At 63.0% G+C, this 13049-nt stretch carries 15 protein-coding genes; 4 read left to right on the top strand and 11 right to left on the bottom strand.

The features are described from left to right. Positions 1-32: 32 nt before the first annotated feature. Positions 33-1205, bottom strand: a complete 1173-nt coding sequence (locus G6N33_RS21785) for an aromatic ring-hydroxylating oxygenase subunit alpha (protein ID WP_044506815.1) — start codon at positions 1203-1205, stop codon at positions 33-35. A 95-nt stretch (positions 1206-1300) separates the two neighbouring features. Between G6N33_RS21785 and G6N33_RS21780 the strand changes: the two genes are divergently transcribed. After that, positions 1301-1909, top strand: coding sequence for a TetR/AcrR family transcriptional regulator (locus tag G6N33_RS21780; RefSeq protein ID WP_044512051.1), 609 nt, complete (start codon positions 1301-1303; stop codon positions 1907-1909). 95 nt (positions 1910-2004) lie between these two features. On the opposite strand, the gene G6N33_RS21775 is transcribed toward G6N33_RS21780, so the two are convergent. The 8 genes from G6N33_RS21775 to G6N33_RS21740 form a co-directional block, all read right to left on the bottom strand. Beyond that, the gene (locus G6N33_RS21775) at positions 2005-2907 is read right to left on the bottom strand and encodes an SDR family NAD(P)-dependent oxidoreductase (RefSeq protein WP_044506817.1); all 903 of its coding nucleotides are present in this window, start codon (positions 2905-2907) and stop codon (positions 2005-2007) included. A gap of 16 nt (positions 2908-2923) precedes the next feature. After that, positions 2924-3961: an NADP-dependent oxidoreductase gene (locus tag G6N33_RS21770; protein ID WP_101528304.1), complete on the bottom strand. Its 1038-nt coding sequence runs from the start codon at positions 3959-3961 to the stop codon at positions 2924-2926. Continuing rightward, complete coding sequence (locus tag G6N33_RS21765) at positions 3954-4214, bottom strand: hypothetical protein (RefSeq protein WP_044506820.1); 261 nt, start codon at positions 4212-4214, stop codon at positions 3954-3956. The genes G6N33_RS21770 and G6N33_RS21765 overlap by 8 nt, the downstream gene beginning before the upstream one ends. A gap of 64 nt (positions 4215-4278) precedes the next feature. Then, positions 4279-4869 carry a TetR/AcrR family transcriptional regulator gene (locus tag G6N33_RS21760; RefSeq protein ID WP_044506822.1) on the bottom strand — a complete coding sequence of 197 codons (591 nt, stop codon included), beginning with the start codon at positions 4867-4869 and terminating at the stop codon, positions 4279-4281. 42 nt (positions 4870-4911) lie between these two features. Then, positions 4912-5742 (bottom strand): SDR family oxidoreductase, encoded by an 831-nt coding sequence (locus tag G6N33_RS21755; protein ID WP_044506825.1) that lies wholly within the window; start codon positions 5740-5742, stop codon positions 4912-4914. A 46-nt stretch (positions 5743-5788) separates the two neighbouring features. Continuing rightward, entirely contained in the window at positions 5789-6193 is a 405-nt protein-coding gene (locus G6N33_RS21750) for an ester cyclase (protein ID WP_049918964.1), read from the bottom strand. Further along, positions 6190-7371: an LLM class flavin-dependent oxidoreductase gene (locus G6N33_RS21745; protein WP_049918965.1), complete on the bottom strand. Its 1182-nt coding sequence runs from the start codon at positions 7369-7371 to the stop codon at positions 6190-6192. Before G6N33_RS21745 ends, G6N33_RS21750 begins: the two co-directional genes overlap by 4 nt. Positions 7372-7525: 154 nt before the next feature. Continuing rightward, positions 7526-8053, bottom strand: coding sequence for a DUF417 family protein (locus tag G6N33_RS21740; RefSeq protein WP_044506826.1), 528 nt, complete (start codon positions 8051-8053; stop codon positions 7526-7528). A gap of 367 nt (positions 8054-8420) precedes the next feature. Between G6N33_RS21740 and G6N33_RS21735 the strand changes: the two genes are divergently transcribed. After that, positions 8421-9155: a response regulator transcription factor gene (locus G6N33_RS21735; protein ID WP_044512056.1), complete on the top strand. Its 735-nt coding sequence runs from the start codon at positions 8421-8423 to the stop codon at positions 9153-9155. Continuing rightward, a complete protein-coding gene (locus G6N33_RS21730) occupies positions 9155-10366 on the top strand; it encodes a HAMP domain-containing sensor histidine kinase (RefSeq protein ID WP_044506828.1) in 1212 nt (403 codons plus the stop codon). Before G6N33_RS21735 ends, G6N33_RS21730 begins: the two co-directional genes overlap by 1 nt. 64 nt (positions 10367-10430) lie before the next feature. Here G6N33_RS21730 and G6N33_RS21725 read toward each other — a convergent pair whose 3' ends face one another. Continuing rightward, on the bottom strand, positions 10431-11318 hold the full coding sequence (locus tag G6N33_RS21725; protein WP_081662008.1) for an SDR family NAD(P)-dependent oxidoreductase: 888 nt from the start codon (positions 11316-11318) through the stop codon (positions 10431-10433). A gap of 122 nt (positions 11319-11440) precedes the next feature. Here G6N33_RS21725 and G6N33_RS21720 point away from each other — a divergent pair, with 122 nt between their 5' ends. Further along, a complete protein-coding gene (locus G6N33_RS21720; RefSeq protein ID WP_155945890.1) occupies positions 11441-12100 on the top strand; it encodes a TetR/AcrR family transcriptional regulator in 660 nt (219 codons plus the stop codon). Positions 12101-12172: 72 nt separating this feature from the next. On the opposite strand, the gene G6N33_RS21715 is transcribed toward G6N33_RS21720, so the two are convergent. Beyond that, on the bottom strand, positions 12173-13033 hold the full coding sequence (locus G6N33_RS21715; protein WP_044512059.1) for an alpha/beta fold hydrolase: 861 nt from the start codon (positions 13031-13033) through the stop codon (positions 12173-12175). Positions 13034-13049: the final 16 nt, after the last annotated feature.

Below are 13049 nucleotides of genomic sequence, written 5' to 3'. Positions count from 1 at the left end.
ATGAGGCCCTGGATTTGTTGACGTTGCTCACCTCAGGCCAGGGCGACGCCGAGTTCTTGTGCGAAGACTTTGATCATGTGCTGGACACCAATCTCGTTGCGTCCGATGACCATGTGGTCATGTTGTCCATGCAGGACGCCTTCACCGCATTGGGGCAGCATGCCGAAGTCTTCGTCGCGAACCGCGGCGTGGACGGCCGCGAAGATGGCGTCGTATCCGGCCCGCATCTCTTCAGTGGTCGCGGGGATGCGGCCCATCCAGCTGTGACGGACTGTGCAACGGGTGGGCTCGCCAGCGGGCAGGATGTCGATGATTTCCAGGCCCACGGTGCTGTTGGCCAAAATCAGATTGGGGTATAGCCAATAAATGACGCCCATATTGGCCGACGGATCCGCCGACGCGGTGGGGTCCGCGTCGAGGTTAGTGATCCAGTTGTACGGAAAGCCCAGTCGATGATGCTTGCCGAACTCGTCGTAAATTGTGGTGTTGGACAGTGTGTTTTGCCCAATGATGCTTTGACCGTGCACAAAAGCGAGGTGGTAGCCCTCGGCGAACGCCTCCAGCGCGTTCTTCCACGACACCTCGGAGGTGAATTCGCGTTGGGTGTGGTACCCGTACGTCTCGTAGTTCCACAGCGCCAGTTCGGCGCCGAAATCGCCGAGATGAGCATCCAAGTCGATATCGGCGTCCGCGGTCAATACCGCCCAGATGAATCCATGGCGCTCCTCTGACGGCAGCTCGATCAGGCCGTAGCCTTTGGGGTCCATCGAGTCGAAACCAGCTTTGCCGGGGAGATTGAACAATTCACCGGTGTTCGTGTAAGTCCAAGCGTGGTAAGGACATACGAACCGGGAGGCATTGCCCGAGCCGCAGGCGGGCATCGCACCACGGTGACGGCAATAGTTCAAAAGCACGTGACTCGCCCCGGATCGGTCGCGGGTGACCAGCAGTGAATCGCCGAGCACGGAGCGGACCAAATAGTCGTTCTTGTTGGGTAGTTGGGCCGAGGGCACGATGGCCAGCGGCACGCGTCGCAGAATCTGCGATTCCTCGATTTCAGTGATTTTCGGATCGCGATAGTAGTGCAGCGGCACGCGCAACTCGCTATCGGCGAAGTCGGTGGTCCGGTCGAACGCGTGCTTGAGGGCACGTGCCGTGAGGGTCTCATCTGTTGCGGGGACGGGGCTGCTGTGCGTACGCGTCATCGGCTCGTGCCCTTCTATCGGTGTGACATCTGACGATACAGTAATCGTAAACTGTATTGTCAAGATAGGGACGCCGCTTGTGCGACGATCACACTGTGCGAAGGCATGGCTGGGCCGGCGATATGCCGCGCGACGACGACGAGGCGGCACAGCGCATCCTCATGGTCGCCCGGCGTGCGATCGACCGGCGCGGAGCCGTGAGCGTGTCTGAGGTCGCTGAGTCACTCGGCGTGACTCGGCCGACGATTTACCGTTATTTCGCAACGCACGAGGCGCTGATCGCGGCCGTGGCATTGTCGGCGATCGGTGAATTCTGCGATCAGCTGGCCGATCAACTCGGCTCGATCACCGACCCCACCGAGGCAGTGGTGGAGGGGATCGCCTACGCCTTTGAGCAGATCTCGCAGAATCGGTATCTGCGCCTGGTCTTCCATCCGGGCAAGGCCGATTCCTCCACGGCCAGCGTGACGTCCGACATAGCGGTATCCCTCGGGCGATCCATCCTCGAACGCTTCGACGTCGACTGGACCGGCTCGGGATTCGCCGACCACAAGTTCGACGAACTCATTGAGGTCACGCTACGCACATTGCAGTCACTCATTGTGGACCCCGGCCGGCCACCGCGCGCGGGCGCTGACCTCCGGCGCTTCCTCACCGACTGGGTCGCGCCCTACGTGCATGCCCACGCGGACCTGCGTCGCTGACCTGGTTAGGGTGCGCGTCCGCCGTTCGATGAGTTAGCTTGCTGTAGAGCAGGTTTCAAGAGTACGTGCTGGCTTTGCTTCGCACGCATCGTCGCTCAAACCGATTGCCGTGAGTCAGGCCGCATCAGTTGGATGGGTTCGACGTGCCCGACGGCCATGATCTCGTCGAATCGCTGGGCGACCACTTCGGGGGTGAGGTTGGTGTCGACAATGCCAGTAGTGGTACCGATGACAAGTCGGCTGACTCCACCCCCGGCCGCATTCAGTACCTCGCCCGTCACGGGGCATGCGGGGTGGGCGAGATACGCGACCACTGGAGCCACGAGTTCGGGCGGCATCGTCTGCTTGACGAGCTCCACGGTTTCTCGTGGGAGCGCGGTCGCGGAAGCGTCGGTCATGCGAGTCGCGGCACCGGGAGCGACGGCATTGACGGCGATTCCGTAGTCCGCGCCGGCCACGGCGAGATTTCGGGTGAGTCCCAGGATCGCGCCTTTGGCTGCTCCGTAGTGGAGCATGTCGGGGGCGCCGAATGCCGTAATGGACACCGTATTGACGATTCGCCCCTGCCCCGCGGCCACTAGATGAGGCCACGCGGCCCGGCTCACCAGCAGGCTCCCGAAGAAGTGCACGTCGAGGAACCTCTGGTACTCGGCCACCGACACGTCGGTCCAAGGCCTGGCCGAATAGACGCCGGCGTTGTTGATGACGGCGTCGATGCGGCCGAATTGCGCCATGGCGGTGTCGACAATGCTGTGCGCCCCTTCGGTTGTGGCGACATCGGCGGTACTGGCCACGGCACGACCACCGGCCGCATTGATCGTCTCGGCTACCTCGGCGGTCGGGTCTTCCCCCGTTGGTGAACCGTCGAGCGCCGCCCCGAGATCGTTCACGACCACCATCGCGCCACGGCTGCCGAGCAGCCGCGCGTAGGACCGACCCAGCCCACGGCCCGCGCCGGTGACGACGACGCATCGGTCGGTGAAATCGAGATAGGTCACCTGCGATCCTCCTGTGTCACGCCCGCGATGACGCGCCGGGCTCGCTCACCTTGACCAGCGTCTTGCCGATGTTCGCCCCGGTAAACAACCCATTGAGGGCCTCGACGCTCAACTCCAGACCGTCGTAGATCGTCTCGCGATGCGCGAGCAGACCCTGCTGCTCCCAGCCCTGTAGCGCGCTGAAGGCCTCGTCGAAGTGCGCCCACTCGTCGAGGGCGTTGAATCCCTGCATTTTCGCCGTCTTCGCCAACAAGTTGACGTAGTTGGACGGTCCGGGATGCTCGCCCGTCAGGTAGCTCGAGATGACGCCGCATAGCACGACCCGAGCATTCGGGGCGAGCCTGCCGAGCACGGCGTTGAGGACATCCCCGCCGACATTATCGAAATAGACATCCACTCCCTTGGGGCAGTGCTCCTTGAGCCCGGCCAGCAGGTCGCCTGCTTTGTAGTCGATGCAGGCGTCGAAGCCGAACTCCTCGACCACCGCCCGACACTTCCGTGGGCCACCGGCGATGCCGACAACCCTGGCGCCCGCGATCTTGGCGATCTGGCCCGCGACCGATCCAGTCGCACCCGCGGCGGCCGAGACCACCACTGTCTCATCAGGTTTCGGCTGGCCGACCCCGGTCATGCCGAAGTACGCGGTGGCTCCGGTCGGGCCGTAGATCGACATCACCGACGGTTGGTCCGTGTAGCCGACGACGGGCGTGCAGAACAGATCGTCGCGGACGATTACATACTCCTGAAATCCGGTTAGCGTGGTGACGACATCGCCGACCTTGAAGGCGTCGCAACGGGATTCGATGATCTCCCCGATGCCCGCCGCCCGAATCACGTCACCCACTTCGACGGGTGGAAGATACCCGGGCTGCCCGTCGAGCCAGGTACGCACGGCGGCGTCGATACCGATGTAGGTGGTCCGTACCAGCGCCTCGCCCGCGGCCGGGACGGGCGACGGTGTGATCACCCATTCAGTATCGTCCGCGGACACAAGCCCATTTGGTCGCCGCCGCAACCGGATTTGGCGGTTCAAGTGGTCGTTGTTGTCAGCCATGGCGGGCTCCCACCGCCTGGGCGCCAACGGGACAGAACTCGGTCGATCGCCGTGTCCAGATCACCCGCGCACTGGGATCGGTTCCGAGATCGATCAGCTCACGCTTGACGATCTTGTTCGTCGCCGTGTGCGGCAGCTCGTCGGCTTGCCAGACGTAGCGCGGCCGAGCCTTCGGTGACGGGTCTGGCTGTTTGATTGCCACCGTGTCTTGACCCGCACGTTCGCGGAGCAGTTTCTGCAGTGTCGCTGCCACCGTGTCCTCCTCGGATGGGATGCAGGGTCGGAATGAAGCACTCACACAGGCCGATTCGACCGATTCAGTACCTTCGGCGGAGCTCCTGGATGTACCCGATCATGACGGTGCGCGCCTCCCGGAGACCGACATCGAGCGGCTCGGTTGATTCGGCGACCCGCAGCAGCAGCCACGCGGTCAGGGACACGAACATCCGGGCCGCGATCCGCCGTTCATCGGCTGCCAGCTGAGGGACCTGAGCCTGGAAGAACCGTTCGAGGAGCGCATCCCAATCGTGGCTGGCCGCCGGAGGTGCATGCCCCGAGTCCCCGTTGAAGAGGTAGCCCGCCTTCATCAAACCTCGCCAGCCCAACTGGCTACCCAGCAGATCTGCGAATGACTTGAAGAACTCGCCAACGATTTCCTCGGCGGGCCGTGCGAGGTTGGCCTCTTCGAAGTGCTGGATCGCCGCGGCCTGCTGCTGGAGTGCGTAACGTTCCGCAAGGTCCGCCGCCAAACTGGCCTTATTAGGAAAGAAACGATAAACCGCGCCGATCGATGCTCCGGCGTGACGCGCTATCTGTTCGGTGGAACAGCCCTCGACGCCGTACTCGTCGAACATCTCTCCAGCGGCATGCATAATGCGTTCCAACAACGCTTGGCTGCGCTGCTGCACTGGCCGGTTTCGTATCACTGCGCTCTCACTACTCGGAAGGGTTCAGAAAGTCGGGGGCGGCGGACTGCTGGCAATGACTTCCCGCAGCGAACCCTCGATATCGTCTCGCCAGGTTCGGAAACGTTCAGCACCCTCGGCATCGGTGAAGATCGCGAAACGATCCTGCAGCACCGCGTCGGCGACCAGCGCGCCCACCGCCTCGGGCTCGACCGGCGACCGCATCTCAGGAGGGAAGTGGAACCACTTGTCCAGCAGATCGTCTGGGACCCCCGAAACTCGTACGGTTTCACCGAGATTGGTGGTCACCAGCCCTGGACATAAAACGGATACGCCCACACCGTGCGGGGTGAGTCGTCGGGCGAGTGCTTCAGTCAGCCCGTAGACGGCGAATTTCGAAGTGATGTACAAAGAGGAATCCCAGCTGTAGGCCCAGACGCCGCCGACCGACGCCGTGTTGACGATGTGGCCGCGGCCGCGTTCCAACATGGAGGGTACGAATGCACGCAGCCCTCGCGCGATACCGAGAACGTTGACATCGAGAATCCATTGCCAGTCGTCGATTTCGGCGCGTTCCGGCGGCCCTAACACGACCACGCCAGCGTTGTTGCAGAGCACATCGATGCGGCCGAAAGTGTCAAGGACCGCGTCGCGAAGCCGCCCGACATCGTCGTCCTTCGTGACGTCGCAGTAGACACTGAGCCCACTGACTCCGAATTCCTCGATCTCTGCGAGAGTCTCGCCCAGACGCACGTCATTGATGTCCGCGATCACCACGTGTGAGCCGCGTCGCGCGGCCTCCACCGCAATCCCTCGCCCGATGCCGCTGGCGCCACCCGTGACGACGGTGACGGCATCCTCGAAGGTCGAGATCATCGGCGCATCCCGCACGTCGCTACCACGGAGCCGAAAATCGCCCGGGTCACTCCATGGCTCCTTGCAGCGATGCGAGCCACCCGGTGAAATCCTCCGCGAACCATGCCTCAGCGAGTCGAGCGCCATCAGACCGATAGAAACCCATGCCAGCCAGCTCCCATCGTCGCCCCGTGGGGGCGATTCCGACGAATTCAGCGGAAAACGTTCCCCGAGAAGTGAACTGGGCGGCGGCAAGGTCGCCCTGCGCGATCACACGGTGCAACTCCACGGTCGCGTCGGGAAACGCCGTTCTGTGCAGTCGAAGCCCGTCGAAGTAGGCGGCTCGTCCGACCGTCGTTCCGGCCGACGCGTGATGGGCGATGAAATCGTCTGTCAAAACGTCCTGCCAACCAAGCCAATCGGCACGGTTGAAATGGTCGTAGTGGGATACGACAATGTCGGCGACGCTCATTGCTGGCTATCTCCCAGGTCGCCCAACACCAGGCCGACCTTCGAGATCGCTGCCCAGTTCTGCGCTGCAAAGTCGTCGTGCTGGCCGTCGACCCATTCCCACGAGCGAACCGCCGCGTCGGATCGGCCGTCGAAGTGAGGGATCACGTACTGCGCGAACAATTCCAGACTCCGGTTTGTCGCGGCCGGCGAAGCCCAGTCGCTATTCATGATCAGGAATGTCCCGAAGCCGCCGGAGTGTTCGTCAATCGCGCGCAGTCGCTCGATCGCGTCGTCCGGCGTGCCGATGATCGCGGTTCCCCGCTCGTCGTTGGACGCGAGAATCTCATTAACCGTGGTGCCTTCCCACAGCCCGCCCGGCACGACGTGGTGAAAGTAGTGAGCGAACTTCTCAATGCCGTACTCGACGTCACGACGCGCCTCTTGGCGTGTCTGCGCGATGTGCACCGGCCCGACCGCCCTCCAGCGGCTTCGATGTGCTGCCTTGCCGGATTCCGCGGCGGCTTTCTCGTACTCGGCCCAGTGCCCCCTGAGCATCGAAAAGCCCAGCGGCGTGGTGGCCGCCATGGACAACAGTCCGATACCGTGCCGGCCGGCGGCCTGGGCGCCGTTGGGCGAAATCGTCCCGGTGACAGCCAATTCCAGGCCGTCGGGACTCCACGGGGTCAACTGAAGTCGTGCCTCGTTCAGTTCGAACCACGAGGTCTTCGCAGTGACGACTTCGCCGTGAAGCAGACGGACAATGACGTCGAGCGACTCCTGCATCCTGGGCCGAAGTTCGTCGACCGGTACGGCCAGCATCCCCGCATCGGAGGCAAGCTGGCCTGGACCGCAACCGAGCATGAACCGTCCGCGCGTGAGATGGTCCATCAGCGCCGCGCGATGGGCGACAGTGAATGGATTGTGGTATGGCAGCGAAACGACGCCGGTGCCGAGCCTGATCCCGCGGGTTCGCTCAGCAGCAAAGGCCAGGAAGATCTCGGGCGACGGGATGATTTCGGTACCACCCGAATGGTGCTCCCCGACCCACACCTCGTCGAAACCCAAGCGGTCGAGCGACTCGATCAGATCAAGATCGCGCTGCAACGCAAGTGTTGTGTGCTGCCCCGGCCAGTGAAACGGGGCCATGAACATCCCGAACCGCAACTGACCTACCTCCTCGGACGACAAGCAAAACATGAGGACTTCCTCACGTTCGGACTATACGTGAGGAAGTCCTCATGTTTAACGGATTCGTTCGTAGCGGTAGGACGCGACGTTGCGCGACAGTCCGGCCGGGGTGGCGATCAGTGGCCGCCGTCGATTTCGGCGGGCGACCTTTGGCGCCCTTCTGCTAGTGGTTCACGGCGGCGCTGGTGCGGAAGCCTTTCGTCGCCGTGGGCGCCAAAGCCGCCCTGAGAGAGTCTCCCAGCGTCCAGATGGCGACGCCCATCAGCACGAGATCCTTGAGCAGGAATTGGCCCGGTTGGGCCGACAGAACCGGAATACCTACGGCGTGCCCGACCACAACACCGGGTGTGGTGAACAGAAAACTCAACGTGCCACAGAACAGCACGATTGCCAGCGCGCTGCCAGCTGCGGAGATACGCGGCCATACCGGCCGCACGACGATCAGGATTGCCGCGACGATCTCCATCGTCCCCAGAGCACGCGCGACGGTGGTTGCGCTGAAAAAGTCGAAAATCCAACTCATCAATGGGCTGTGTGCAATGAGCACTTTCGCGTCCATTTTCACGTACTTGCCTACGCCAATCCAGGCCAGGACGAGCGCCAGCCCGTAACGCGCGAAGTTTTGCCCCGCCTGGGTGATCGCGGTGGCCGCGCGGTCGTAGCCGCTGCCGGCGACTGTTGAAACGGTCATGAACTGCCTTTCTCGACTCGTGTGACTGGTGTTTTGCAGCCGGTGGCCGTGACGACAGGACGTAACGACAGGACGTAACGACAGGAGATGTACTGGGGAGAACCGCGGCAGGGAATCACCGTGGACCCGCGGTGACAACAATGGCGGGCATCCCCCTTCGTCGTAATCGCCTAATCCCGTTGCCATTTCCGACCAGTACGAGCCTGACAGCGCTGCATGATCTTCTGTTGGTCGTCGTCTGACGTTTCGATAAAGCCGTCAAGGCGATCGCGGACGACGTGAGTGGATTCTGAAGCTTCGGTAAAGAACGACCGCGCGCCGGGGCTCGTGGTGGTGACGGGTGGGCGAGAACGGCACTATTGAGGTCATGACCACCGAAACCCCGACGGCTGAGATCGAGTTGCGGGCGTTGGTCGTCGACGACGAGGTGTCATTGGCCGAGGTCGTCGCGAGCTATCTCCGGCGGGAATTGTTTGAGGTGCACCTGGCCCATGACGGACGTCGCGCGCTGGACGTGGCACGGGAAGTGGATCCGGATGTGGTCATTCTCGACGTTGGGCTGCCCGGCGCCGACGGTATCGAGGTGTGTCGGCAACTTCGCACCTTTTCCGATGCCTACGTCGTCATGTTGACTGCCCGCGATACCGAATTAGACACCGTGGTCGGGCTCTCGGTCGGCGCCGACGACTATGTCACGAAGCCGTTTAGTCCGCGCGAATTGGTGGCCCGCATACGCGCGATGCTGCGTCGCCCCCGCCACACGGCTGACGCGACCGCACGACCCGATGAAACGCTTTCTCCGCCACGTCGATTCGGCGCTCTAGAGATAGATATTGACAGTCGCGAGGTATTCGTCGAGAAGAGGCTTATCGCGCTCACTCGAACCGAATTTGATCTCCTCGCCGCGCTGTCGGCGCGTCCCGGCGTCGTACTCAGCAGGACCCAGATTCTCAAATCAGTGTGGGGTGACTCCTGGGTTGGCGCTGACAACATCGTGGACGTACACATCGGGCATCTGCGGCGCAAGTTGGGCGATGATCCGTCCACGCCTCGCTACGTCACGACCGTTCGCGGCATCGGCTATCGGATGGGCGCACGGTGATGGCGTCACGCAACACAACGACGGCCTCTCGGACGGTAGGCCGTTCAGGTATCGGACTGCGACTGTTGCTGACCAATCTGCTGGTCGTCGTCGTCGGAATGACGACCACCATCGTTGTGGCGATGATGATCGGGCCACCGATGATTCGAAAGTTAATGGATCGCGCGGTGGTTCCCGGCGCCAACGGAAGCCATCCCTATGAGCGCGCTTTCCGCGAGGCGACGGCGGTGTCAGTCAGCATCGCCCTGACCGTATCGGCTTTAGCCACGATGTCGCTGAGCTGGTATTTCAGCCGCCGCGCACACCGTTCGGCGAAAGCGTTGTCGCGTGCCGCGTCCGCCGTTGCCGATGGCCGCTATGACATCAGAGTGGCATCGCCAGGTCTGGGCAAGGAGTTCGACACCGTCGCCGGAGCATTCAACAAGATGGCACAGCAGCTCGGTGCCATCGAAGACACCCGCCGCCAGATGCTGGCCGATCTGGCGCACGAGATCAAGACTCCGGTGGCGGTGCTCGAGGCATATATGGAAGCTCTTGAAGACGACGTACAGCCACTTGATGACAAAACCATCGCCACCTTGCGGCAGCAGACCCAACGGCTGACCCGGTTCAGCAACGACGTCACGGCGCTGGCAGCGGCAGAACGCCGCACCACCGCGATCGACGCACGCTGGACGGCGCCCGCCGACGTGGTCGGTGCCGCACTGATGGCATTCGCGCCCCGTTACCGCGCCAGGGGCGTGACACTCACGTCACGGATCGCCCCCGATTCGCCGCAGCTATGGGCCGACCCGGAACGCCTCGGTCAGGTGCTGGCCAACCTGCTCGACAACGCCCTGCGGCACACCCGGGCAGGCGACCAGGTCAACGTGACGCTGGTTTACAGCGACCACGCCGTGGTCATCGCCATCTCCGACTCCGGTGATGGCGTGGCGCCGGAACATCTGCCCCGGCTGTTCGATCGCTTCTACCGAGTCGACGCTGCCCGAGACCGCCAGCACGGCGGCGCCGGCATCGGCCTGTCTATCGCCAGAGCACTGGTCGAAGCACACGACGGCCACATCGACGCCCACAGCGAGGGACCCGGCAAGGGCTGCACTTTCCGGGTGACGCTGCCGCGTCCCGCCGGACGCGGCAGCGTGGTCCCGCGCTCAACTGTGAATACCTCGCTGACTCCGGTGGCACCAGCTTGGTCAGTGACGAATGCCTGAACCGCGGTGTGGGACAGCTTGTTTCGGTCACCGCAGCTGACAGTCGACGCCGATTCCGCAGCAGCTAAGAGATCAGGCTGAAAATGTGCGCGACTGAGTCGTTGACATCGGTGAATGCGGTGATGTCCGCGCCGGGGGCAAGGCCGGGCATGGTAGCGAGCAGGTGCTCCGGAGTGGGCTCATGGTCGACGATGCCGGCCCCGAAACCCCAACCCACCGGGGCGACCAGACCTCCACCGGCGTGGAAGATCTCACCCGACTGCGCGACGTCGCGGTGGGCCAGCGCGATGACCAACGGCGATACCTTACTGATTGGCAGATGTTTCTTGACGAACGCAAGCAGATCCTCGTCTTCTATTTGCGCGGTCATGCGTGTGTAGGCCATCGGCATCACGGCGTTGACTTTGATTCCCGCGTCGCGGCCGTCATAGGCCAGCGCTTTGGTAAGACCCCACGTCCCCGCCTTGGCGACAATGTAGGGGGACGAGGATGCGATCCCGAAGACCGAATGTGATGTCACGTTCACGATCCGCCCACCGCGGTCCGCCAGCTGGGGCCACGCTGCCCGGGCCAACCGCACTGACGCTCCCAGGCTGATGTCGACGATGCGGTCAAAGTCAGCGGCCGCCGTCTCAGGGAACGGGCCCGTCGGCGGGGCGCCCGCATTATTGATCACCACATCTAGGCGTCCGCCCTCAGCTAGCGCCGTCGCCACCAAATCGTCCGCGGTGGCCGGATCAGCGACATCGCCGGCGCGGCCGACCGCATGACCACCCGCGGCGGTGATCTCCGCGACCGTGCTCGCCACCGACGCGTCGCCGTCGGCGGCGAGATCATTCACCACCACAACGGCGCCTCGGCTGGCCAGATCGAGTGCATACTGCTGGCCCAGACCACCGCCCGCACCGGTAACAATTGCCACTTCGCCGTCGAAGCGGAGTCCTGCTGACATCTACGCGTCCTCGCATTCGTGCACTTGGGCCCGGCGCCGTGCTCTTCGGCGCCCTGACGGCGGTTAGAGTAGTTTACTCAACTGAGTAAATCAATCGCCCTGGTGCCCGCTAGGCTGCTGCGGTGACGAGTGCTCCCGCCCGCCGCCGCGGTCCTCGTACCGACGTCGACACTCGGACGTTGATCATCGACGTGGCCGAGCGCATGTTCGGCGATGCCACCATCGGCGCGGTGTCATTACGGGCCGTAGCCCGCGAGGCCGGACTGGGAACTCGCGCCGTCACCTACCATTTCCGGTCCAAACGCGACCTGGTCGCCGCGATCATCGATCGGCGCGCGCCTGCGTTCACCCTGCAGACCGTTACCGGGCTCGCCGCACTGGGCGAACAGGAAAGGGCGCCATCGGTTCGCGATGTCGTTGAAGCAATCCTGAATCCATTTATCGCCCTGCTTCGAGACGACCCCTATGGGGCATCCCGGTGGATCAAGGTCTTCACCCAGCTGGCCCTGACCGAAGATCAGTTGTGGTCCGATCTGCTTGGCAGCGACCCCAGTATCACCGATCTGTTCCTCAGGGCGGCCAGCCGAGCAATTCCTGACCTCAGCGACACAATGGTGCAGCGCCGTGCCGGAATTGCGATGTATTCGATGATCACCATGTTGGCCAGCGTCGACCGCAGTGCCTATGGTCAGCCACTCAGCGACGCCGGCCTTGAGCCCGACTGGGTGGAACAACTGGTCATCTTCACCACCGCCGGACTGCTCGGCCGCACCAGCAACTAGGGCGCCCTCAAAGAATGGAGCTGCGACCATTCCGAAAGCTGGCGCCGTCGTCGGCGGCACCAGCTTGGCGGCTCAACCGAACCGCCTGACGATTGCGTTGGCAATCGTCTCGGGTGCATCCTCCTGAATGTAATGGCCCGCGTGCGGGAGCCGGATCAATTCATTGTCGGGGAACGCGTGCTGGAGCTGGCCGACTGTCGCGTCGAGCACGAACGCCGGGTCCCTCATCCCCCAGACGAATAGGGCGGGTTTGGAGCCCAGTAGGCCAGGTACGTCGCGGGACAGCCGTTCCAGGAGTGGCCGGGCGGCGCGGATTTGCTTAGGAAACTCGGCAATGCCACGGCGTGACGCCGGTGCGGGTTGGACATCGAGATAGTGCCGCATGACGGTATCGGTCGGTTTGTCGGATAATGCGTAGGGAAGAAATCTGACGAAGAGATTACGGCGCAGCACGAGGTACTGCATGGGTGCGGAACTCATGACGATACTGAAGAGCTTCAGTCGCCACCCATCCGAAGGCCAAAACCAAGTATTGCCCAGCACCACGCCGCGTACGCGTGCGTGACGCTCCGTCGCGACGGCCATACTGATCGGTCCACCCCAGTCCTGCCCCATTGTGATGAACCCGTCGAGGTCCAGATAGTCCAGCAATTCCCCCACCGCGGCGGCGTGTTCCTCGGCCGTGTAGCCGAAATCGATAGGGTGCTCTGAGAGCCCGAATCCAAGGTAATCAACAGCGATGCAACGGAATTCACTGCGCAGTGTGGTAATGATATTCCGATACAAGAAGCTCCACGTCGGATTTCCATGAAAGAAAACGATCGGGATCCCGTGACCCTCGTCGATATAGTGCATTCGTCCGTGACGTCCGTCGAACCACCGTGATTCAAACGGGTACAGACTTCGGTCCACCGCGAACTCGTGTGTCGGCATGGGCTGGCCTTTCAGT

Source organism: Mycobacterium simiae (genome assembly GCF_010727605.1).
Taxonomy (GTDB): domain Bacteria; phylum Actinomycetota; class Actinomycetes; order Mycobacteriales; family Mycobacteriaceae; genus Mycobacterium; species Mycobacterium simiae.
The sequence above is the reverse complement of the archived record's forward strand: the minus strand, read 5'-3'. Positions and strand labels throughout refer to the sequence as shown.

What these genes read in the sequence shown, in the direction of transcription:
- G6N33_RS21785 (WP_044506815.1), bottom strand. Translation starts at nt 1,205, where the DNA reads ATGACGCGTACGCACAGCAGCCCCGTCCCCGCAACAGATGAGACCCTC.
- G6N33_RS21770 (WP_101528304.1), bottom strand. Translation starts at nt 3,961, where the DNA reads ATGGCTGACAACAACGACCACTTGAACCGCCAAATCCGGTTGCGGCGG.
- G6N33_RS21755 (WP_044506825.1), bottom strand. Translation starts at nt 5,742, where the DNA reads ATGATCTCGACCTTCGAGGATGCCGTCACCGTCGTCACGGGTGGCGCC.
- G6N33_RS21750 (WP_049918964.1), bottom strand. Translation starts at nt 6,193, where the DNA reads ATGAGCGTCGCCGACATTGTCGTATCCCACTACGACCATTTCAACCGT.
- G6N33_RS21745 (WP_049918965.1), bottom strand. Translation starts at nt 7,371, where the DNA reads ATGTTTTGCTTGTCGTCCGAGGAGGTAGGTCAGTTGCGGTTCGGGATG.
- G6N33_RS21740 (WP_044506826.1), bottom strand. Translation starts at nt 8,053, where the DNA reads ATGACCGTTTCAACAGTCGCCGGCAGCGGCTACGACCGCGCGGCCACC.
- G6N33_RS21735 (WP_044512056.1), top strand. Translation starts at nt 8,421, where the DNA reads ATGACCACCGAAACCCCGACGGCTGAGATCGAGTTGCGGGCGTTGGTC.
- G6N33_RS21730 (WP_044506828.1), top strand. Translation starts at nt 9,155, where the DNA reads ATGGCGTCACGCAACACAACGACGGCCTCTCGGACGGTAGGCCGTTCA.
- G6N33_RS21725 (WP_081662008.1), bottom strand. Translation starts at nt 11,318, where the DNA reads ATGTCAGCAGGACTCCGCTTCGACGGCGAAGTGGCAATTGTTACCGGT.
- G6N33_RS21715 (WP_044512059.1), bottom strand. Translation starts at nt 13,033, where the DNA reads ATGCCGACACACGAGTTCGCGGTGGACCGAAGTCTGTACCCGTTTGAA.